This is a genomic window from Photobacterium indicum, assembly GCF_003026215.1.
In the GTDB taxonomy this organism is placed as follows: domain Bacteria; phylum Pseudomonadota; class Gammaproteobacteria; order Enterobacterales; family Vibrionaceae; genus Photobacterium; species Photobacterium indicum.
In genome coordinates, this window is the sequence record NZ_PYOC01000004.1 from 352,239 (window position 1) to 373,266 (window position 21,028).

Consider the following 21,028-nt stretch of genomic DNA (forward strand, 5'->3'; position numbering starts at 1 on the left):
GCTTGAGCCTCTGTAAGGGATAACACCATGACGCCTATGAGCTCAAACACAAAAAACTTACGCTATTTCGCACTCATTGCGAACCTTTCCCTGATCTTATGGGTTGGGCTATGGCAAAGTACGATTTCTCCCCATCCCCACCTGAATAATTACGTTATTGCAGTGATGTGGATAATACCAATGCTATTGCCTTTAAAAGGTATTTTAGAAGGTAAACCGTATACGCATGCATGGGCGAACTTTATTTTAATGTTCTACTTTCTGCATGCATTAACGATTTTGTGGGTTGATGATGGTGAGCGTTGGTTAGCATTGGTCGAGCTCGTTATTACCTTTAGTGCTTTTGTTGCCAATATTTTATTTGCCCGTGTTAGAGCAAAAGAACTTGGTATTAAGTTAAAGCGTTTATCTCAAGTCGAAAGAGAAGAAAGAGAAGCTCACGACACCAAAGAACCAAAATAAAAAAGGCGCCAGTTATGGCGCCTTTCTTCATTTTGACTCAAAGCATATGGGCTATTAGCCGCTTAAGATTTCCAGTAATACACTTCAGCTTGAGCCTGTTCAGGCTGCATTGTTGCACTCACGTCTATAACATTAGGATCTACGGGTAACTGAGCTGGTTGATCACTAGGTGCTTGTGGATCAACAGGCTTTATTAACATGTTATTTTTAGCGATATCAGCAGCAACAGGATCAATAACATCTGTTGCAGTATTATCTGCTAACTCAGTCATATCCTGTACATCAATCGTTTTTTGACTGATACGTGAATCTTGACCTAACTCTCGACGAAATGCCTCTTCACTACTCAATAGCTTCACATCAAATTGAACTGAATCGCCTTTTAACTGATTCGCATTAACTGATGCTACAGACGTTAAATTTGTGAGCATTCTTTCCAACGTAAAAAAGTCTTCAGTTGTTTTTACATTAGCGACTTGAATGGCAAACGCACCATCACTTGCACCGCCGAGTTGAACCGCATATTTCGCCGCAAGTTTGTCGGCAACCTTATTCATCATATCGGTTGTTGCTGTTGCAGCCGTACCTGATACTTTTCCTTCTGTGGGTGCTTTTTGAGAATTCACCATTTGATTAGGCTTTTGAGGGAATAGTTGCCAAGATAAATTAACATTATCATCCGCTTGTTTACGTGCTCGCACAACCAGCACCGCATCAGGATTATAACGTTGACTCGCCTCGGCAATTGGCTGAACGAAGCCCCCCCATAAATCAGGAATATTTAATGCGGTCACATCATCAAAATCACCGATAGGCATAATAATTGGCAAACCACGTTTATCTGCAGCAAGGTTCATCTGTGGTTGCAAAGAGTTACCCGATTGATCCCACAAAATTGCACGTTCACGGTTTGACTCTTCAACCAGCCACACCAATATAGTTGGCCGCTGCTCATTCCAAAGTGTTGCGTTAGCTTTGGTTAATAGATCTCGGATTTGACCACCATTAAACGTCAGCTCTAATGTGCGTTCACCATTAAGGTTACCGTAGCCAAATTGACTGATGTATGGTCGGCTATTAGCCATCGCCTTACGAATTACTTCGTTATTAGCAATTTCACTCTGACCAGATACCTTAATCAATACCTGCTCTAAACCTTGGGCTTGTGCTTGTTTCTCTGATTGTTTATCGGTGTCAGGTAATACAACCTGAGCTTGATATAAATTGGTAACAGTCGCGGCTTTCACCGGTAAGGCTAATAAAGCCAAAAATAAAAAAGCAAAACGCAGCATAAAAAACTCTTTCATAGCTTAGTTAGTCTCTGAGCATTCACTACTCAGATTAAGATGCAGCAACGTTTGTTGCCATAATAAAGTGCGATACGTATCTACTATATCAGACTACCTAAATTTTACCTGAATGAATGAAAATTCTAACCCAATCTTGATAATCACTCAAAAAACATCATACCGATGACTTAGGGGATTCAGCTCCCTAAAGCTTCTTTTCATTTATTGCCTAAAACTTATCATTCTTACTGTGACAATATTAAAAGATAAACAACCTCATACAATCATACAAATAATCAACAGATTTATTGATTATAAGCAACTTATTGCCACCAATGGATATAGGTAATCGATTACTTACATGTTAGGATTGCGCGATTTTATTTTCAGATAGGGTGATAAACAATAATGATGCAGGTACTGCAAGGTGCCCAAATGCTTTTTGTCGCATTTGGTGCGTTAGTTCTGGTTCCATTACTAACAGGCTTAGATCCTAATGTTGCCCTCTTTGGTGCGGGTATAGGAACACTCCTTTTTCAAGTTGTAACCAAACGTTCTGTTCCTATTTTTCTAGCGTCTTCTTTCGCGTTTATCGCCCCTATTATGTACGGAGTGCAAACATGGGGCATCGCTAGCACCATGGGCGGTCTTATGACAGCTGGTGTGGTTTACGTATTAATGGGTGTTTTGATTAAAGTTCGTGGCGTCGGATTTATCCATAAAATATTGCCCCCCGTTGTTGTCGGTCCTGTGATTATGGTTATCGGTCTTGGCTTGGCGCCAGCTGCCGTTAATATGGCAGTCGGTAAAAGTGGCGATGGCGGCATACAGCTAGTCAATGGTGATGCTGCAATATGGATTTCCGCCGCTTCATTAATAACAACGATTGCTTTTAGTGTCTTTGCAAAAGGCTTTTTCAAGCTGATGCCGATTATGGCAGGCGTTGTCGCAGGGTACTGCGTAAGTCTTGGATTTGGAGTGGTTGATTTCACACCAGTTATTCAAGCTAGCTGGTTAGCAATGCCTAACTTTACTTACCCCGAATTCAATATCAACGCGATTTTGTTCATGATCCCTGTTGCTATTGCACCAGCGGTCGAACATGTCGGTGATATGCTAGCAATATCAAACGTAACAGGAAAAGATTACCTGAAAAAACCAGGGCTTCACCGTACGATTGCTGGTGATGGTATTGCAACTATTGCGGCATCAATGTTTGGCGCACCACCGAATACCACTTACTCTGAAGTGACTGGCGCTGTAATGCTCACAAAAGCATTTAATCCTATTATCATGACATGGGCAGCTGTAACAGCACTTGTGTTAGCTTTTGTCGGTAAGCTCGGTGCTGTACTGCAAACAATCCCTGTGCCTGTAATGGGTGGGATCATGATTTTGTTATTCGGTTCAATCGCAACCGTTGGTCTTAATACCCTAATTAAAAACCAAGTTGATTTACACAAAGCCCGTAACTTAGTGATTGTTGCAGTTACACTGGTTTTTGGTATTGGTGGAATGGCATTTGGTATTGGCGAATTCAGCCTTCAAGGCATCAGCCTGTGCGGTATCGTAGCAATTGTACTTAATCTCATCTTACCGGATGATTTAGGTGAATCACACGTTGTAGATAATGCGCAAATGGAAGAAACGCAGAATAAATAAACGACAATAGCCGATATACAGATAATAAAAAGCCGAACGTAAGTTCGGCTTTTTTACATCAACTTTTTACATCAACAAGATGTAATAATTAACTATTATTTAGTACCGAAGATCTTATCGCCTGCATCACCAAGACCCGGTACGATGTAGCCTTTATCATTTAGCTTTTCATCGATAGCCGCAGTGTATAGTTCTACATCTGGGTGTGCTTTTTCTAATGCTGCGATACCTTCAGGCGCGGCAACAAGTACTAATACTTTAAATTGCGTACAACCATTTTCTTTTAATAAATCTAGCGTTGCGATCATAGAACCGCCAGTCGCAAGCATTGGATCTACAACCAATGCAATACGCTCATCAATATTTGATGCTAGTTTATTAAAGTACGGTACAGGCTCTAACGTCTCTTCATCACGGTAAACACCAACAACACTGATACGTGCACTTGGTACATGCTCAAGAACGCCATCCATCATACCTAAACCTGCACGTAGGATTGGCACAACCGTTACTTTTTTACCTTTGATTTGATCAATTTCAACTGGGCCGTCCCAGCCTTCAATTGTCACTTTTTCAGTCTCAAAGTCTGCCGTTGCTTCATAAGTTAGCAAGCTGCCTACTTCCGTCGCTAGTTCACGGAAACGCTTAGTGCTGATATCGCCTTCACGCATCAAGCCGATCTTATGTTTTACTAATGGGTGTTTAACCTCAACGACCTTCATTTCAGACTCCTACACAAAATTAAAAAAATCGCACTATTATACACTAGACCATTAAGAGTAGGTAGCGAATGGATTCTATTTGCTTAGGAATTACACTGTAATATTTATTGACGCAAACGTTTCCCTTTCCGCCCTGACTGCTGTTATCATACCCATGCTTTTTTACTTTAATACGTTGAGGGAACTCCTGTGAGCGGCAATAACTCTTCTCTTAGTTACAAAGATGCTGGTGTAGATATCGATGCAGGTAATGCATTAGTTGATCGTATTAAAGGGGTGGTAAAACGCACCCACCGTCCAGAAGTAATGGGCGGCATTGGTGGTTTCGGAGCGCTTTGCTCGTTACCAACCAAGTATAAAGAGCCGGTATTGGTATCTGGCACCGACGGCGTGGGCACTAAACTTCGTTTAGCGATGGACTTAAACAAGCATGACACTATCGGTATCGATTTAGTGGCAATGTGTGTAAATGACCTCATTGTTCAAGGTGGAGAACCTCTATTCTTCCTTGATTATTATGCGACAGGCAAACTAGAAGTAGATACGGCAGCAAGTGTTGTTGCTGGTATCGGTGAAGGTTGTATTCAAGCTGGATGTGCTTTGATCGGCGGTGAAACAGCTGAAATGCCAGGTATGTACCACGGCGAAGATTACGATGTTGCAGGGTTCTGTGTTGGCGTAGTAGAAAAAGCTGACATTATTGATGGTTCTAAAGTACAAGCTGGCGATGCATTAATCGCTGTAGGCTCGAGTGGTCCACACTCAAACGGTTACTCGTTAGTACGTAAAATCATTGAAGTATCAAACGCAGATCTTAATGAAGAATTAGAAGGTAAGTCACTGGCTGACCACCTACTAACACCAACAAAAATATATGTTAAATCAACGCTTAAAATGATGGAATCGTGCGACGTTCACGCAATCTCTCATATTACTGGCGGTGGTTTCTGGGAAAATATTCCACGCGTGCTACCTGAAGGCGCTAAAGCTGTTGTCGATGGTAATAGTTGGCAATGGCCAGCAATCTTTAACTGGCTACAAACGGCAGGTAATGTTGAAACTTACGAAATGTATCGTACGTTCAACTGTGGCGTTGGTCTGGTTATCGCACTGCCACAAGCACAAGCAGAGCAAGCCATTGAGATCCTAAAAGCTGAAGGTGAAAACGCTTGGTTATTAGGTTCAATCGCCAATGCAGAAGCGGGCGAAGAGCAAGTGGAGATAAAGTAAGTCGATGAAAAACATTGTTGTCCTGATTTCAGGTAGTGGTTCAAACTTACAAGCTATCATTGACGCTTGCCAAGACAGCACTATCAAAAACGCAAATGTTGTCGCGGTCTTATCGAACAAAGCGGATGCTTATGGTCTTGAACGAGCTAAAAACGCTGGTATTCAAGCTATAAACCTTATCGTTGCTGATTACGACAATCGCGATGCTTACGATAAAGCAATGATAGAACAGATTGATCTGTTCAAACCTGATTTGGTTATCCTTGCAGGATACATGCGTATTCTAAGTGGTGAATTTGTTCGCCACTTTCAGGGCAAATTGTTAAATATTCATCCGTCTTTACTGCCGAAGTATCCAGGGCTTCACACCCACCAGCGCGCACTCGACGCTGGTGATAAAGAACACGGTACTAGCGTGCACTTTGTAACAGAAGAGCTCGATGGTGGCCCGGTTATCTTACAAGCAAAAGTACCTATTTTTGCCGAAGATACAATTGAAGACATTACAGCACGCGTTCAATTGCAAGAACATCGTATCTATCCATTAGTAACGAATTGGTTCTTACAACAACGCTTAAACATGGAAAATGATAAAGCCGTCTTAGATGGGCATACTTTATCTTCTCATGGTTATGCTGCAGATGAATAATCTGACTTTCGAATAAAAAAACGCGACCAATTGGTCGCGTTTTTTATGCTTACAAGACAGTATTACAAGGTTCTATTGTGGATCAGCTCACCGTAGTGGAATACACAGAACTCCCCTTCTTGCATTTTATGCCAGCTCTCATCATTAGTTAGAGGCTGAGTAGCAACAACTGTTACTACATCGTTTGGTGTTGTTTCCTTATGGAAATCAATCGTGACATCTTCATCAATCAACGATGCTTGTCCAAACGGTGCGCGACGTGTTATCCAATGAAGGTTATTGGTGCAATACGTCACCACACAACTACCGTTACTCAAGAGCATGTTATACACGCCTAATTGACGTAATCGGTCACAACATTGTGCAATGTAGTCATAAACGGGGGCTAATTCTTCAGGCAATTCTGAAAACTTGGCATCTAATTGGCTAAGGAGCCAACAAAATGCAATTTCACTATCCGTATCACCCACAGGTTTAAAACGGCCAGTTTCAAGGGCTTCATATCCCGTTAACTGCCCATTATGCGCAAATGTCCAATACTGCCCCCAAAGTTCACGGGTAAATGGGTGAGTGTTTTCTAAGCTCACTCCCCCTCGATTAGCTTGCCTTATATGGCTGACTACCGCTTTACTTTTAATCGGGTATTCTTGAACAAGCTCTGCAATACGTGACTGACAACTTGGGTTCGGATCTTTAAACGTACGATACCCTTTCCCTTCATAAAACACGATTCCCCAACCATCACGATGGGGACCAGTATTACCACCTCGTTGCATTAAACCAGTAAAACTAAAACAGATATCTGTCGGCACATTTGCGCTCATGCCAAGCAATTCACACATATTCCTTATGCCCTTATCAATATTTCTAATCGAATTGTAATCATATCTTAAAAAATGGCGTTTATTCAGCCATTTCTTTTTCAACTAACATAATCAAAATATGGATAATTTTAATATGTATTTCTTGAATACGATCAGCATAACCAAAATGTGGCACTCGAATCTCCACATCAGCTAGGCCAGCCATTTTACCGCCATCTTTACCCGTTAACGCGATCACTTTCATGCCTTTAGCATGTGCAGCTTCTATCGCTTTAAGGATATTGCCTGAATTACCTGATGTTGATAAACCAAACAAAACGTCGCCAGTTGAACCTACAGCTTCAAGATAGCGAGAAAACACATGGTCATAGCCAAAGTCATTACTAACACACGATAAATGACTTGGATCAGAAATCGCAATACCAGGATAACCCGGACGATTTTCTCGATAACGACCCGTTAGCTCTTCGGCAAAATGCATCGCATCACAATGTGAACCACCATTACCACAAGACAATACTTTACCGCCTTGTTTAAAAGATTCAGCCAGTAATTTAGCCGCCGCTTCAATGTCTGCCATATTTTTGTCATCGCTTAAAAAGCACGTTAATACTTCAGCCGCTTCATTAAGTTCTGCGCGAATCAAATCCTGGTACATAAGCTATCTCTATTATTCGTTTAATAGGAGCATACTAGATGCTCCTATCAATCCATTTAAGTTTCTATATGCCTGAATCTGCAGTGTACAAAGAAACGGTCGAAGGTGTCGACTCCTGAAGGGCTAGATTGTGATTGTTTATCGCTAAATGCTCACGTAACGACGAAACATCAGGGCAAAGTGCAATATTACCCGCACTCAAAATACCAGAGTTGACCAATTTAGTTGCAACATGCGGTACAACACCCAGTAAGTAAACGGGGTAATGGCTGATTCGCTCAAGGGCATTTTCAAAAGCATGAATAGCGGTAATATCAATTGTTGTTACATCGGTAAAATCTAATACCACGACCTTGGTATCAATAGATGAACGCTCAATAACTGAAAATGCTTTCTCACTGGCCGCAAAGAACAATGGACCATTGATATCATAAACCAGCACATCAGGTCCAAAATCAAGATGCTCATGGCCTTTATCAACTACGGTAACCGTCGTTAATGTGGCTATACGCTGAATAAATAGTACCCCCGCCAATAATAAGCCAACAATAACGGCAACGACCATGTCAAAGACTACCGTTAATGAAAAGCACATGAGCAACACAGCAATGTCACGACGTGGAGCCACCTTCAATGTATGAACAAAATGCGGCGCTTCAGACATATTCCATGCAACCATAATTAACAAGCCTGCCAGTGCACTCATTGGTACATAGGACAGCGCAGGGGCTAAAGCTACCATGGCTGCAAGCACAAACACAGCATGAACAATTGCCGATACTGGCGAAAATGCGCCTGCACGAATATTCGTTGCCGTTCTCGCAATAGCCGCTGTTGCTGGAATACCACCAAAAAATGGCACGACCATGTTAGCTAAACCTTGCCCAACCAATTCACTATTAGAATCGTGCTTCGTTCCCGTCATCCCATCAGCGACAACTGCACATAATAACGATTCAATACAACCTAACATCGCAATGGTAAATGCCGCAGGTAATAACTCAATAACAAGAGACCAAGTCACCACGTCATTTTGCCAAATAACATTAAATTGCGGCATAACTTGAGGAATCCCCTGCCCGATCAGATCACCAATTTGATACTGGAATTTTTCACCCAATAACCCTACGTGAACTCCCCCTGATTGATTCATCACGAGTGCGAGTACGGTGCCTATAACCAAAGCAACAACGTGCGGTGGAATGCGTGTTTTTAATTTAGCCCAAGCAATAAAAACAATGATGGTGACCACACCAATAAAAGCATCCGCGAAATGAATGCTAGGTAAAGCACTCGCATAAGCCATTACTTTTTCAGGAAAATGAATAGGGTTACCCGCAACTTCTAACCCTAATAAATCTTTAAGTTGTAGGAATGCGATAACCAACCCAATACCAGCGGTAAATCCGGTAGTAACTGGATACGGTACATAAGCCACCAGCTGTCCAAGACGTAATAGCCCCATTAAGACTAAAATAATGCCAGACATAAAAGTAGCCAGCATTAAACCAGTTAACCCATACTGCTGAGTAATGGGCAGTAATATCACAACAAATGCTGCCGTCGGCCCGGTTATATTAAAACGCGACCCACCAAATAACGCAGCCAATAAGCCAGCAACGATAACCGTATATAAACCATGCTGAGGAGGAACACCTACCGCAATTGCTAATGCCATACCTAATGGAATAGCAACAATGCCCACAGTAATGCCCGCCACAACATCAGAACGAAATTTAGAGAAGGAATAACCATCCTTCCACGCTTGTGATAAAGCATGAAATAAGAACACGACAAACCCCTGCACTTACGTACACAAGAAAAAAGAGTAATAGCTGCAATCCGAAAGAAGGATCCGGCGGGCACTTGTCAGTCGGCGATCAGGAAAGGCAGCAGAAGGTAGTGTGTCATTCAGTAGCTTTCATTACGTTGAAAGTAACGAGTATAAACGTGAACGACATCACATTAGGCCTATATGTTAATCGGATCAGTTTATTTCGCAACTACAAAAATTCATCTCACTGATCTTGATCAAACCTAGGTATAGCAACGCCCGAAACGATCTAGTTATGTAACCAACAGCTTTCAGAACAGAAAAGTATTTTACATTTTATTAAAAAACCCGTTACACTTCTAACAAGTGGTAAGACCTCTTACCTTGATCAACTGTACCCATAATTAAAATAAGATATTGCAGTAACACTTTGCTTCATCGCTAACTTATTAAGCCCTGAGTGAAGTGTTGCCCCCGATAAGGAGAATCAATATGGTCACGCTCGTGTATCTACTAGGGTTTATTGGAATTACAGGCATACTTGCCTACCATAGAACAAGCCTTAAAACATTTACCTTCACTTTAGCGATAGCACTCGCTATAGGGTCAGCTATCAATGTGGTTGGTCAATATAGTTGGTTGATATTCTTAGCTGTTGCCATCCCTCTTAATATTTTTTCATTACGAAAAAGCCTTCTTAGTAAAACAGCATTAAAAGCTTTCAAAGGTGTAATGCCAGAGATGTCGCGCACTGAAAAAGAAGCTATTGATGCAGGTACCGTGTGGTGGGAAGCCGACCTATTTAAAGGAAATCCTGATTGGAACAAAATGCATGATATTCCAGCTCCACGATTAAGCGCTGAAGAAAAAGCCTTTTTAGAGGGGCCTGTAAATGAAGTGTGCCGCATGGTAAACGATTACCATGTCACCCATGAAATTGCCGATCTGCCACCTGAAGTTTGGCAGTACTTGAAAGATCATAAATTCTTCGCAATGATCATAAAAAAACAATATGGCGGTCTCGAGTATTCTGCTTATGCACAATCATTAGTACTACAAAAACTAACCGGTGTTTCGGGTGTATTATCTTCAACAGTAGGTGTACCTAATTCATTAGGCCCTGGCGAGTTACTGCAACACTACGGCACACAAGAACAAAAGGATCATTACCTTCCAAGACTTGCTGAAGGTAAAGAAATTCCATGCTTCGCTTTAACAAGCCCTGAAGCAGGATCTGATGCTGGTTCAATTCCTGATTTTGGTATCGTAAAAAAAGGAATGTGGCAAGGTGAAGAAGTACTAGGTATGGAACTGACCTGGAACAAGCGCTATATCACCCTTGCACCTGTTGCAACCGTTCTCGGCTTAGCATTTAAATTATTTGACCCTGATCATCTACTCAGTGATGAAGAAGCACCGGGTATTACTTGTGCGTTGATCCCAACCGACCTTGATGGCGTTAAAATTGGCCGTCGCCACTTCCCATTAAATGTGCCATTTCAAAATGGTCCAACACAAGCAGAAAAACTTTTTGTCCCTATTGATTTCATCATTGGTGGTCAAGAAATGGCAGGTCAGGGCTGGCGCATGCTGGTTGAATGCCTTTCTGTAGGACGTGGTATCACATTACCATCAAACGCAACAGGCGGTCTTAAGACAGCAGCAATGGCCACAGGCGCTTATGCACGTATTCGTCGTCAATTCAAATTGCCTATCGGTAAAATGGAAGGGATTGAAGAGCCTTTAGCTCGTATTGCGGGCAATGCTTACGTCATGGATGCAGCGAGTAGCATGACAGTTTCGGGCATCGATCTTGGTGAGAAACCATCTGTTATCTCTGCCATCGTTAAATATCACTGTACGCATCGAAGCCAATACTCCGTCATCGATGCAATGGATATTGCCGGTGGTAAAGGAATATGTATGGGACCAAGCAACTTCTTAGCGCGTAGCTATCAAGGTGCCCCTATTGCTGTCACCGTTGAAGGGGCTAATATTTTAACCCGTTCAATGATCATCTTCGGACAAGGTGCAATTCGTTGTCATCCATATGTCTTAGATGAAATGAACGCTGCCTATAATGAAAACAAAGAACAAGCACTAAACGATTTTGATAAAGCGTTATTTGGGCATGTTGGTTTTGTCATTAGCAATATAGTGAGATCATTCTGGTTCGGTATAACAGATGGACGAGGCTCTTCTGCGCCACGTAAAGATCAGACTAAGCGCTATTATCAACAACTCAACCGTTATAGTTCAAACCTTGCTTTAGTGGCTGACATTTCTATGGCTGTTCTTGGTGGTTCACTTAAACGTAAAGAGCGCCTATCTGCACGCCTTGGTGATGTATTAAGCCAACTTTACTTATCATCAGCTACCCTTAAGCGCTTTGCAGATGATGGATGTAAACAAGAAGATTTACCTCTTGTACATTGGGGGCTGCAAGATTCACTGTATAGAACAGAAGAAGCCCTTGACCAATTCTTAGTTAACTTCCCAAATCGCTTTGTGGCTGGTGCACTACGTATCGTTCTTTTCCCTACAGGTATGGGACGTTCAAAGCCTAATGATAAATTGGATAGCAAGGTCGCTCGTATCATTCAAACACCTTGTGAATCACGTAGCCGAATTGGTCGTGGGCAATTCCTTGAAGCCACTGAAAATAATGCAGTGGGTATGATTGAATTAGCGCTTAAAGATATTCTGGCAGCAGAACCACTGTATGACAGAGTATGCCAAGCTGCAGGTAAAAAACTGCCATTTATGCAATTAGATAAAGTCGCAATGACAGGTCTAGAGCTGAATGCAATTAATGAAGATGAAGCGAATATGTTACGTAAAGCTGAGGAAGGGCGTTTACGTACCATCAATGTCGACGATTTTGAATCAGAAGAATTAGCAGCAAAACCTTATCTCCTAGATCGAGATAATGACAGCGATCAAGAAAATATTGGTAATGCAGCATAACCTAAAAGTGATGCCTCATTCCGATAAGGCACAACGATAAGCATTAAAAGAGGGAAGCACTTAGCTTCCCTTTTTCTATCCCTAAGGATGACTATTTACGCTGTTACCTCGGTCGGCAGCACCAACGATTCTTTCTCTAAGGCTTTTTTAAACTGTCGCTTGCGCCATAATATCACACCGATAATCACCAGAAGAATAACAACAGTATTAGATATCATCATAATCTTAAGCGCTTTAGAACGTGCAGCCTTACGTTCTTTATCCAATCGTTTTTGTTCTATCGCTAACGCTTTAGCTTCTTGCTGTGAACGAAATAGTTCGAGATTCTGATCCAGTTGTAATTCAGCGAGTACGGCAAAGTGACTTTTGGGTAAAGAGAAGATTAACTCTCTTCCACTTAAATTATCTGTTGCATACAACCAACCTGACCAACTATAACCACCAGGCTCTTGACCATTAGGGATGGTAACGCGTAATCCATCTTCATCCGGTATTGCATGCCCTTGACTAATCGTTATATTCCCATCAGGGCTCTCTTGCTCTACATGGGCTGCGAGTGAGCCGGGAACAAGCGCACCTTTTTCTGTGGTAACGGCTAGCTGATGTGCTTCATTACGATCCCGTCCTTGAATAAAGCTCACTGTCATAGGAGGCGGATAGATCAGTACCTCTTGTTCTACCGTACGTAGAAAAATGCCATTGCGAGAAGCTATCTTTACTCGGTATTTACCCGGCAATACATCAATAGGTAAAGCGACAGTGAATACACCGTCACCTGGACGCTCATCAAACCCAATACCATCATCAGAAAATTCACCAATAACAATAGGCTGAGGCTGAGCTTCTTTAGGTAGCGTATCTACACTCTCAACATACTCATATAATACGACAGTCAGTTTGATACGATCGATGAAATCTCGATCCATCAGTAGCTCCCCTTTATTTGTAAGGCGAGCTGTAAATTTTAGGGTTTCCGATTGATATAAACGGGAAGGTAAATTATCGACATCAAGTTTTAAATTAGATAACACTTTCACTTGATTATTGGACGTCACTTTACCTATAGCTTGCCATGGACCGGGCATAGGATTTTCAATAGAGATAATATCCATTCCCGACTCTTCATACCAAGAAAGGTTTTCAGGGTGGCGCCAAGAATAATATTTAGTGCCATCAGGGCGAACAAGTACTACAGAGCTACTAGGGATCTCTCGTTGTACAATGAAAGAAACTTGTTCAACCGTTGGATCAACTCGAAAACGATTATCTAGCCACGACATTTCAGCACTGGTTTTAGCCCAAGAGAGTACTGGCAATAACATCGCTAGAAATAATAACCGCTGCAGCATAGATCCCCTACTGACGCCACATGACGTCACTCTTTTTACTAATGATATCCAAACGCGATTCGTGCGCTTCCATTTCATCGGCAGAGGCACATAAAACCTTTAATAATTTACGCCCAGAAGCTATACGTTTAACTTCACTTTCTGCACCAGCATCACGTTCTTCACGTTCAGCATTTAATGCGAGAGATGTCTGCCCACCTGTCATTAACAGGTATACGTCAGCCAAGATCTCGGCATCGAGTAGTGCGCCGTGAAGTGTTCGGTGCGAGTTATCTATACCATAACGAGAACAAAGGATATCAAGATTATTACGCTTGCCAGGGAAGATCTTCTTCGCCATCGCCAACGTATCGGTCACTTTACAGAAATCTTCTGTTTTACCGATATTAGGGTTTAGCTTTCTGAATTCATAATCCATAAAGCCGACATCAAAGGGCGCGTTATGGGCAACAAGCTCAGCGCCTTTGATGAATTCTAAAAATTCGTCATGAACCTCTTTATAGACAGGCTTACCAATTAGAAATTCATCTGTAATACCGTGAACACCTATCGCTTCCACCTCAATGGTTCGATCGGGTTTGATATAAACATGGAAACTATTTCCGGTCAGTTTACGGTTGATGATCTCAACCGCACCGATTTCAATAATGCAATGCCCTTCATAATGAGGACCTGTCATATTCATACCGGTTGTTTCAGTATCGAGTACAATAATTCTTTGGTTAGTGGCTTTCATAGTGGCGTTCATGTCAGACTAAAGTTTTTCCTTAAGCGAATACTATCAAATATGACGAAGCAGGTAGAGGTTTTCACCGATGGTTCTTGTTTAGGTAATCCGGGCCCCGGCGGATATGGTACCGTTTTACGTTATAAACAGCATGAAAAAGAACTGAGCGAAGGCTTTTTTATGACAACCAACAATCGAATGGAATTATTGGCAGCAATCGTTGGATTGTCGAATCTAAAAGAAGCATGTCATGTTGAGTTAACCACTGATAGCCAATATGTTCGCCAAGGTATCACCCAATGGATTCACAACTGGAAAAAACGTGGATGGAAAACAGCAGATAAAAGGCCCGTCAAAAATGCGGATCTGTGGCAACGTCTTGATGCAGAAACCCAACGTCATATCGTCGTCAACTGGCACTGGGTTAAAGGGCATGCAGGGCACATTGAAAATGAACGCTGTGATGTTTTAGCCCGGAATGCCGCAGAAAAGCCAACTCAAGATGACACTGGCTATAATCCAGAGCCGTAGCCAACAGTTACTGCGTTCCCTGCAACATAAACACCAGCCACACCGTATTAAATCAAAGCTAATCAGACATCTTCTGATTAGCTTTTGTACGGCAATTGACTCTTAATGGCGACAATTGACGACGTAATTTCCATGTCGGCTTTATGGGCTTTAAAGGAAATGTACGCTTCCGTGCAACAATAAAGTACATACTGCCAATCATTGAGCATGAATCAGACAACATATTTTCAGCCCAAGCAGAGCACGCCAAATGCTTCGTTGCTGGTAATACGGCAAAATTCTCATGATGGACAACTTCATAATTCAACACACTTAACCAATCTTTTACCCGGTATGGCATAAACATTCGACCGAGCCATGGATATTTCTTTCGATTCCATGGCAGTAAACCTTTAACCCCAAGAATACTCACGGGGTTATGCCCAGTTAACAGTAAATATCCATCATCAACAGTCACTCTATCAACCTCACGAAGTAAACGGTGTGGATCAGAGCAATAATCAAGTTGATGGCTAACTAAGCAAGCATCAAAAGACTTTTCAATAAACGGTAAGTCAAAAGAATCAGCAATGACATTGTGTAGGGGATTATGCTTATCAATACATATCTGATGTTGGATGTTACAATGCGGGCTTGTTAACTCACAGCTTAAGCCGCCAAGTTTTAACATATGGTAGCCAAATAGTTTCGGCGACCACTCATCAAGTCGAGACTGAAGCAGTTCAACAGCCCATTCACCGTTCGCGACTTGCGACCATGAATAAGGGGCTTCAATATGTTTTAATGTCCGTGCTGGCTTCATAATTATTGCTCAACACCTTAAAAAGGCTGGAGAAGAAATTCATGTTAACTGTTCAAAGCATACCCGCATTTAATGACAATTACATCTGGCTTATTCACAACTCACACAATCATTGCGTCGTTGTTGACCCTGGTGATGCCACACCTGTGCTCAAGGTATTAGAAGAACAATCACTCACCCTTGATGCCATTCTTATTACCCACCACCATCATGATCATATAGGGGGAATCAGTGAACTCAAACGCCATTACCCTAACCTTAATGTTGTCGGTCCCGCTTCAGAGCCCATTCCTGGTATATCCCAATCTGTTGAAGATGGTGACCAAGTAGAACTATTTGGTGAGCGCTTTATGGTACTAAGCGTTCCTGGTCATACCCTTGGGCATGTAGCCTATGTCGGTGATGGCAAACTATTTTGCGGCGATACACTGTTCTCTGTTGGTTGTGGGCGTTTATTTGAAGGAACTCCAGCACAAATGTTTCAGTCATTAAAGAAACTGGCCTCTCTTCCTGATGAAACTGAAATCTACTGTGCACATGAATATACATCTAGTAATCTAGCCTTTGCACTAGTAGCAGAACAAGACAATCCTCACTTACAACGCTACCGTGAAGATGTAAGTCGTATGAGAGCACAAGGCATTAGTACGATCCCGTCCACATTACGACAAGAAAAGTTAGTTAACCCATTTTTACGTTGTGAGCAGCCAAGTATCAAAAAATCTGTTGCAGATAAAGCATTTGACGACAGCGACCTTGAAACATTCGCCGCACTAAGAAGATGGAAAGACAATTTTTGATTCAGGTCACTTGTAACATTGGGGGTTGGGCAAGTATTATCACCAACCTCTTTGGCTATAAGCAGATGTCATGAAGTCACGAATTTTACTAGCGAGTACGCTATTACTGGCTGGTTGCCAAATTACAAATACAACAGAAAAACAGGCTGAAACAAATAAAAGCGACAAGCCTGCACATGTTTCTGAACAACCAGCCTTAGAAATACAACAACAAATAACGGTACAACCGATCGTAAAAGAAAAAGCACCAACACCTCAAGAACAAAGTGATGTGTGGCAGCGTATCAGCATGCAGATCACAACTGATATCCCAAATAATAAACAAGTACAATATTACCGTAATTGGTATTTAAAAAATCCAGCCCACCTTAGAACCGTCGCTAAGCGTGCTGAACCTTTTCTGTATTTCATCACTGAAGAAATTGAAAAGCGCGACTTGCCTCTTGAGCTCGCTTTATTACCGATTGTTGAAAGTTCGTTTGACCAATTTGCCTATTCTCATGGCAGTGCAGCAGGTCTATGGCAAATTACGCCCCCAACAGGTCGTAGCTTTGGTCTTGAGCAAAATTGGTGGTATGACGGTCGTCGCGATGTTGTAGAGTCTACACGTGCCGCTCTGGATTTATTAGAATATCTTAATCGTAAATTCGATGGTAACTGGCAACATGCATTAGCAGCTTATAACACAGGTGAAGGCCGTGTTTTCCGAGCGATTCGTAAAAATAAAGCGGCAGGTAAACCAACAGATTTCTGGTCACTAGATTTACCAAAAGAAACCAGTGGTTATGTACCTAAACTGTACGCTGTAGCTGACGTCATCAAAAACAGTAAGAAATATGGTTTAGATATTCCAGCGATTGCTAATAAGCCAGTCGTTAAAGTTGTGGAACCAGGCATTCAGATGGATCTTGCGCTAGCAGCTCAATATGCCGCAATGAATGTCACTGATCTTCAAAACTTAAATCCAGGCTATAACCAGTGGGCAACCGCTCCTGATAATCACACTCACCTACTTCTACCCATCAAAAAAGTCGATACTTTTAATACCAAACTAGCCCAAAGCGGCAATCAAGGAATGAAGGTCGTTCGCTATAAGGTGAAATCTGGTGATACGTTAGGTGGGTTGGCAGCTAAACATAAGACATCGGTCAAAGAGATCCAGCGAGCAAATAAGATGAACACTACCAACATTCGTGTTGGTAAACACTTACTGATCCCAGTCGCAATGAAGAGTGGTGCTGAATTTACCTCAACAGGTAAAATGCAACAGGCTCGTACTCAAAAAAGTCATGGCAGTGGTTACAGAACAATCTACCAAGTTAAATCGGGTGACAGCCTATGGACAATCGCTCGTAATCAAAAAGTCTCGATAAAGCAGATTACAAAGTGGAACAACCTGAACAAAAGTAGCCCACTCAAGATAGGGCAAAAGCTTAATATTTGGAAAGATCAAAACGAAGGTGGTGTCATTCGCACAGTCTTTTATGAGATCCGCCAAGGTGATAATCTCAGCCTTATAGCACAACGCTTTAACGTCAAGGTATCAGATGTTGTAAAATGGAATCAAATCAATGCAAAAAAATATTTAAAACCAGGCCAAAAATTGAAGCTATATGTTGATGTAACGAAGGTAAGTGTATGACACCGTCGAGAAATCCATTCGTAGCTCTATTAGATTTACTTCGATCACCTATCGATTGTTTTGCTGCAATCTACGAACGCCCTAAATGGGCATTTATCCCGTATTTAATCATTATCTTAAGCCCATTACTTGTATGGTTTAGCTACTTTGATAATGTCGATATGGCATGGCTGCAACAGGTATTGATGACTCAATTATCGAATAATGGTCAATTAATTGAGCAAGATTGGCTAACACAAGATGTATTGACTGCGGGTGAAATTTTCAGTGATATTTTTGGGCGAACTGTCTGTGTTTTTGTACTCGCACTTTGGCTAAACCTGTCAACCAAAGGCAATCGTTACAAACACAGTTATGGGAAATGGTTAGCTGCATCGTGCTTTATCATGCTTCCCACCTTGGTTGGCGATATCGCAAGTTTTACTAATATCCTTTTTAACTCAAACAATATCATGCCTAATGCAGCAGATTTAAATAGCTTGAATGGCTTACTAAAATTGCCGCTTAATCACCCTTGGGCACCCTTTGCCACAACAGTCCCTTTACTTGCACCTTGGTATATCGCACTGACTTATACTTCGGTAGCGGCATGGACTGACTTTGATCGTGCAAAGGCAATAATTGTTGCCGCTTTACCTTGGTTACTTATCTTAACTATCTGGCCAATTATGATTTTAGTAGCCTAAATGTTGTAATAATCGGATTATGATCTGAAGCATCGGTTTTCGGTGCTTCAGCTGTAACCACCCGCAGCCCTCGGTAATAAACATGATCCAACGGCTTACCCAATACCTTTATTCTTTGATCTTTTCGCAGCATGACTTCCGATAACTGCAATGACCGCGCAAACGCCTTCAATACATCAATTCTTCCCTGACGCCAAGTATTAAAGTCCCCCGCTAAAATTATCGGGCCAATATGCTTTGTAAGAACAGACTTCAAGCTTTCAAGTTGTGCTTTATATTCATCCAGACCAATCGAAAAATTAACACCGTGTAAATTAACCACAGCTAAAGTCTGTCCGTTTGATAAAGAAAATTGCGACAATAATGCTGACTTCGGTAAACGTAACCACGGTTCCATTGCCAAGTAGGCACACGTTTGTTTGGCATCGACATTAGATAAATTCATCACACCAGCAGGTGTATCCATAAATTTAAAAGCATTGGCCATACGCACCTTCCACTCACTACCTTCAAGATAAGATTGTAAATCAAGGTTCAAGCTAGCTTCTTGTAACAAGACTAAGTCACTATCACGAGAGAATCCCTCTAACGCAGTGCGCCAGTTCTCACGCTGCTGTTTATAAATATTCCAAACAGAAACAGTGAAAGTACCATCCTGGTCTAACGGTAACCCCTGTATGCTATCAATACAGCTGAATGAAAATTGTGGAGCAAGTACTTCTGCACTGATTTCAGGTGCTGTCGAAACATCAAATGATGCATTGAATGCCCCAAAACCTAATACGCCAGCGACAACCCCAACCCCTGCAACAACTTTTGCATAACGCGCCATTATAACGACCTTTTAAAATCGACATTGTCCCTAGCAATAGGACTGCTATAAAATGAAAATAAAGAGAAAGGCAATTGAATCAGTAATGTTCGCCGTTATCGTAATAAGCACTTGGCGTTAAAGAAGAAAATATAACGGCAACATCTTGCTCGTTATCTTGCAAAGCAGAACGAATCACCTGTGTAATGATATTAGCGACTTGATCTTGAATCATTTGCCCTCGATCAAACCACAATACTTCAACAAATGGATATGCGTCAGAGACTTCACCATCAAAGATAAATGAAGCAGGTATATGTTCGAGAGTAAAATCTTCACGAGGACACGCCATAAGTGGTTGAAGGTCATCAACTAAAGCTGTTGATAATGCTTTGACCATATCAAATTCAACAGCGCGAAAACGGAGATGAGGCATATAAACTCCCAAGGGCGATAGCTGGAAAGTCCACACAATACCACTAAAGCAATGCACTACGCAGTCTTTTTTTCCCTTAGTCAGCCAAGGTACAATCGCGCTTTTCGTCAATAATATAGACATGAGAAGAGTTTAACTCGATTTATCCCAGTAAGATTTAATAGATAAATTTTAGGACGGGACAGGCAGGGGAGAGATTCGAACTCCCAACACGCGCATTCTTATAGTGGGGAAATCCGCTGCTCTTTTCTCTAGCTGCAGATAGCAAAAAGGCTCATATCTTTCGATATGAGCCTTCTTTAATATGGCAGGGGTGGAGAGATTCGAACTCCCAACACGCGGATTTGGAATCCGCTGCTCTGCCAGTTGGAGCTACACCCCTGTAGTTATTTTAAAGACTTAACTTTGTCTTAATTAATGGCGGAGTGGACGGGACTCGAACCCGCGACCCCCGGCGTGACAGGCCGGTATTCTAACCAACTGAACTACCACTCCGCAGTGTCTATTCAGCATAAAGCTATTACTTATAATAAAACGGTTCACCGCTTTATTTTTGCTTTCATCTTTTTTAAAAAAAGATGAAAACGAATTGGGCGCCTGGCGATGCCCTACTCTCACATGGGGAGACCCCACACTACCATCGGCGCAACTGCGTTTCACTTCTGAGTTCGGCATGGGATCAGGTGGAGCCACAGCGCTATGGTCGCCAGACAAATTCTTTATTGTCAGCGCTAGCTGGCAATAGCAATCTTGGAAATCTAACTAGTCTACAATCTGTTCTCAAACACCATTCAAGTGTTCGTGGAGTCCGTAAAAAACCCCTTGGGTGTTGTATGGTTAAGCCTCACGGGCAATTAGTACAGGTTAGCTCAATGCCTCACAGCACTTACACACCCTGCCTATCAACGTCGTAGTCTTCAACAACCCTTTAGGATACTTATAGTATCAGGGATGACTCATCTCAGGGCTCGCTTCCCGCTTAGATGCTTTCAGCGGTTATCGATTCC

The 21,028-nt window shown here is 42.0% G+C and carries 19 protein-coding genes, 2 tRNA genes and 2 rRNA genes; 9 read left to right on the forward strand and 14 right to left on the reverse strand.

The window, feature by feature from the left end; all coding sequences use genetic code 11:
• Positions 1 to 27: 27 nt before the first annotated feature.
• A complete protein-coding gene (locus C9J47_RS14490) occupies positions 28 to 462 on the forward strand; it encodes a DUF2069 domain-containing protein (RefSeq protein WP_107254142.1) in 435 nt (144 codons plus the stop codon).
• A 62-nt stretch (positions 463 to 524) separates the two neighbouring features.
• Here C9J47_RS14490 and C9J47_RS14495 read toward each other — a convergent pair whose 3' ends face one another.
• Complete coding sequence (locus C9J47_RS14495) at positions 525 to 1,754, reverse strand: DUF2066 domain-containing protein (protein ID WP_107254143.1); 1,230 nt, start codon at positions 1,752 to 1,754, stop codon at positions 525 to 527.
• 405 nt (positions 1,755 to 2,159) lie between these two features.
• Here C9J47_RS14495 and C9J47_RS14500 point away from each other — a divergent pair, with 405 nt between their 5' ends.
• Positions 2,160 to 3,413, forward strand: a complete 1,254-nt coding sequence (locus C9J47_RS14500) for a uracil-xanthine permease family protein (RefSeq protein ID WP_107254144.1) — start codon at positions 2,160 to 2,162, stop codon at positions 3,411 to 3,413.
• Positions 3,414 to 3,508: 95 nt separating this feature from the next.
• On the opposite strand, the gene upp is transcribed toward C9J47_RS14500, so the two are convergent.
• Positions 3,509 to 4,135 carry a uracil phosphoribosyltransferase gene (gene upp / locus C9J47_RS14505; protein ID WP_107254145.1) on the reverse strand — a complete coding sequence of 209 codons (627 nt, stop codon included), beginning with the start codon at positions 4,133 to 4,135 and terminating at the stop codon, positions 3,509 to 3,511.
• A 189-nt stretch (positions 4,136 to 4,324) separates the two neighbouring features.
• On the opposite strand from upp, the gene purM reads away from it, so the two are divergent.
• Complete coding sequence (gene purM, locus C9J47_RS14510) at positions 4,325 to 5,365, forward strand: phosphoribosylformylglycinamidine cyclo-ligase (RefSeq protein ID WP_006232715.1); 1,041 nt, start codon at positions 4,325 to 4,327, stop codon at positions 5,363 to 5,365.
• Positions 5,366 to 5,369: 4 nt separating this feature from the next.
• Entirely contained in the window at positions 5,370 to 6,014 is a 645-nt protein-coding gene (gene purN / locus C9J47_RS14515) for a phosphoribosylglycinamide formyltransferase (protein ID WP_107254146.1), read from the forward strand.
• A gap of 62 nt (positions 6,015 to 6,076) precedes the next feature.
• On the opposite strand, the gene C9J47_RS14520 is transcribed toward purN, so the two are convergent.
• From C9J47_RS14520 to dauA, 3 genes are all read right to left on the reverse strand, one after another.
• Positions 6,077 to 6,856 (reverse strand): class II glutamine amidotransferase, encoded by a 780-nt coding sequence (locus C9J47_RS14520; protein ID WP_006232713.1) that lies wholly within the window; start codon positions 6,854 to 6,856, stop codon positions 6,077 to 6,079.
• Positions 6,857 to 6,917: 61 nt separating this feature from the next.
• Positions 6,918 to 7,496: a D-sedoheptulose 7-phosphate isomerase gene (lpcA, locus tag C9J47_RS14525; protein WP_107254147.1), complete on the reverse strand. Its 579-nt coding sequence runs from the start codon at positions 7,494 to 7,496 to the stop codon at positions 6,918 to 6,920.
• A gap of 64 nt (positions 7,497 to 7,560) precedes the next feature.
• On the reverse strand, positions 7,561 to 9,288 hold the full coding sequence (dauA, locus tag C9J47_RS14530) for a C4-dicarboxylic acid transporter DauA (RefSeq protein ID WP_107254148.1): 1,728 nt from the start codon (positions 9,286 to 9,288) through the stop codon (positions 7,561 to 7,563).
• 474 nt (positions 9,289 to 9,762) lie between these two features.
• Here dauA and fadE point away from each other — a divergent pair, with 474 nt between their 5' ends.
• Entirely contained in the window at positions 9,763 to 12,237 is a 2,475-nt protein-coding gene (gene fadE / locus C9J47_RS14535; RefSeq protein ID WP_107254149.1) for an acyl-CoA dehydrogenase FadE, read from the forward strand.
• Between the two features lie 95 nt (positions 12,238 to 12,332).
• Here the strand turns inward: fadE and C9J47_RS14540 are convergent, their stop codons facing one another.
• Positions 12,333 to 13,586: a TIGR03503 family protein gene (locus C9J47_RS14540; RefSeq protein ID WP_107254150.1), complete on the reverse strand. Its 1,254-nt coding sequence runs from the start codon at positions 13,584 to 13,586 to the stop codon at positions 12,333 to 12,335.
• Positions 13,587 to 13,593: 7 nt separating this feature from the next.
• Positions 13,594 to 14,334, reverse strand: coding sequence for a DNA polymerase III subunit epsilon (gene dnaQ, locus C9J47_RS14545; protein WP_107254151.1), 741 nt, complete (start codon positions 14,332 to 14,334; stop codon positions 13,594 to 13,596).
• Positions 14,335 to 14,373: 39 nt separating this feature from the next.
• On the opposite strand from dnaQ, the gene rnhA reads away from it, so the two are divergent.
• Positions 14,374 to 14,844, forward strand: a complete 471-nt coding sequence (gene rnhA, locus C9J47_RS14550; protein ID WP_107254152.1) for a ribonuclease HI — start codon at positions 14,374 to 14,376, stop codon at positions 14,842 to 14,844.
• A gap of 58 nt (positions 14,845 to 14,902) precedes the next feature.
• On the opposite strand, the gene C9J47_RS14555 is transcribed toward rnhA, so the two are convergent.
• Entirely contained in the window at positions 14,903 to 15,646 is a 744-nt protein-coding gene (locus C9J47_RS14555) for a class I SAM-dependent methyltransferase (RefSeq protein WP_107254153.1), read from the reverse strand.
• Between the two features lie 41 nt (positions 15,647 to 15,687).
• Between C9J47_RS14555 and gloB the strand changes: the two genes are divergently transcribed.
• From gloB to C9J47_RS14570, 3 genes are all read left to right on the forward strand, one after another.
• Positions 15,688 to 16,446: a hydroxyacylglutathione hydrolase gene (gloB, locus tag C9J47_RS14560; RefSeq protein ID WP_107254154.1), complete on the forward strand. Its 759-nt coding sequence runs from the start codon at positions 15,688 to 15,690 to the stop codon at positions 16,444 to 16,446.
• A gap of 70 nt (positions 16,447 to 16,516) precedes the next feature.
• Positions 16,517 to 18,088, forward strand: a complete 1,572-nt coding sequence (locus tag C9J47_RS14565; RefSeq protein WP_107254155.1) for a lytic transglycosylase — start codon at positions 16,517 to 16,519, stop codon at positions 18,086 to 18,088.
• On the forward strand, positions 18,085 to 18,774 hold the full coding sequence (locus C9J47_RS14570) for a Yip1 family protein (RefSeq protein WP_107254156.1): 690 nt from the start codon (positions 18,085 to 18,087) through the stop codon (positions 18,772 to 18,774). Before C9J47_RS14565 ends, C9J47_RS14570 begins: the two co-directional genes overlap by 4 nt.
• Here C9J47_RS14570 and C9J47_RS14575 read toward each other — a convergent pair.
• The 6 genes from C9J47_RS14575 to C9J47_RS14600 form a co-directional block, all read right to left on the reverse strand.
• Complete coding sequence (locus C9J47_RS14575; RefSeq protein ID WP_107254157.1) at positions 18,755 to 19,606, reverse strand: endonuclease/exonuclease/phosphatase family protein; 852 nt, start codon at positions 19,604 to 19,606, stop codon at positions 18,755 to 18,757. The genes C9J47_RS14570 and C9J47_RS14575 overlap by 20 nt on opposite strands.
• Positions 19,607 to 19,685: 79 nt before the next feature.
• Complete coding sequence (locus C9J47_RS14580; RefSeq protein ID WP_107254158.1) at positions 19,686 to 20,021, reverse strand: DUF1904 domain-containing protein; 336 nt, start codon at positions 20,019 to 20,021, stop codon at positions 19,686 to 19,688.
• 305 nt (positions 20,022 to 20,326) lie between these two features.
• A tRNA-Trp gene (locus C9J47_RS14585) sits at positions 20,327 to 20,403 on the reverse strand.
• A gap of 36 nt (positions 20,404 to 20,439) precedes the next feature.
• Positions 20,440 to 20,516, reverse strand: a tRNA-Asp gene (locus C9J47_RS14590).
• A gap of 100 nt (positions 20,517 to 20,616) precedes the next feature.
• Positions 20,617 to 20,732, reverse strand: a 5S ribosomal RNA gene (rrf, locus tag C9J47_RS14595).
• A gap of 122 nt (positions 20,733 to 20,854) precedes the next feature.
• Positions 20,855 to 21,028 (reverse strand): 23S ribosomal RNA (locus C9J47_RS14600); the annotation flags it as partial.

Excerpts from the sequence above, each read along its gene's own strand:
- C9J47_RS14540 (WP_107254150.1), bottom strand. The coding sequence starts at position 13,586 with ATGCTGCAGCGGTTATTATTTCTAGCGATGTTATTGCCAGTACTCTCT.
- dnaQ (WP_107254151.1), bottom strand. The coding sequence starts at position 14,334 with ATGAACGCCACTATGAAAGCCACTAACCAAAGAATTATTGTACTCGAT.
- C9J47_RS14490 (WP_107254142.1), top strand. The coding sequence starts at position 28 with ATGACGCCTATGAGCTCAAACACAAAAAACTTACGCTATTTCGCACTC.
- C9J47_RS14555 (WP_107254153.1), bottom strand. The coding sequence starts at position 15,646 with ATGAAGCCAGCACGGACATTAAAACATATTGAAGCCCCTTATTCATGG.
- upp (WP_107254145.1), bottom strand. The coding sequence starts at position 4,135 with ATGAAGGTCGTTGAGGTTAAACACCCATTAGTAAAACATAAGATCGGC.
- C9J47_RS14575 (WP_107254157.1), bottom strand. The coding sequence starts at position 19,606 with ATGGCGCGTTATGCAAAAGTTGTTGCAGGGGTTGGGGTTGTCGCTGGC.
- C9J47_RS14520 (WP_006232713.1), bottom strand. The coding sequence starts at position 6,856 with ATGTGTGAATTGCTTGGCATGAGCGCAAATGTGCCGACAGATATCTGT.
- purN (WP_107254146.1), top strand. The coding sequence starts at position 5,370 with ATGAAAAACATTGTTGTCCTGATTTCAGGTAGTGGTTCAAACTTACAA.
- rnhA (WP_107254152.1), top strand. The coding sequence starts at position 14,374 with ATGACGAAGCAGGTAGAGGTTTTCACCGATGGTTCTTGTTTAGGTAAT.
- C9J47_RS14580 (WP_107254158.1), bottom strand. The coding sequence starts at position 20,021 with ATGCCTCATCTCCGTTTTCGCGCTGTTGAATTTGATATGGTCAAAGCA.
- C9J47_RS14570 (WP_107254156.1), top strand. The coding sequence starts at position 18,085 with ATGACACCGTCGAGAAATCCATTCGTAGCTCTATTAGATTTACTTCGA.
- C9J47_RS14500 (WP_107254144.1), top strand. The coding sequence starts at position 2,160 with ATGATGCAGGTACTGCAAGGTGCCCAAATGCTTTTTGTCGCATTTGGT.
- C9J47_RS14565 (WP_107254155.1), top strand. The coding sequence starts at position 16,517 with ATGAAGTCACGAATTTTACTAGCGAGTACGCTATTACTGGCTGGTTGC.
- C9J47_RS14495 (WP_107254143.1), bottom strand. The coding sequence starts at position 1,754 with ATGCTGCGTTTTGCTTTTTTATTTTTGGCTTTATTAGCCTTACCGGTG.
- lpcA (WP_107254147.1), bottom strand. The coding sequence starts at position 7,496 with ATGTACCAGGATTTGATTCGCGCAGAACTTAATGAAGCGGCTGAAGTA.
- fadE (WP_107254149.1), top strand. The coding sequence starts at position 9,763 with ATGGTCACGCTCGTGTATCTACTAGGGTTTATTGGAATTACAGGCATA.
- gloB (WP_107254154.1), top strand. The coding sequence starts at position 15,688 with ATGTTAACTGTTCAAAGCATACCCGCATTTAATGACAATTACATCTGG.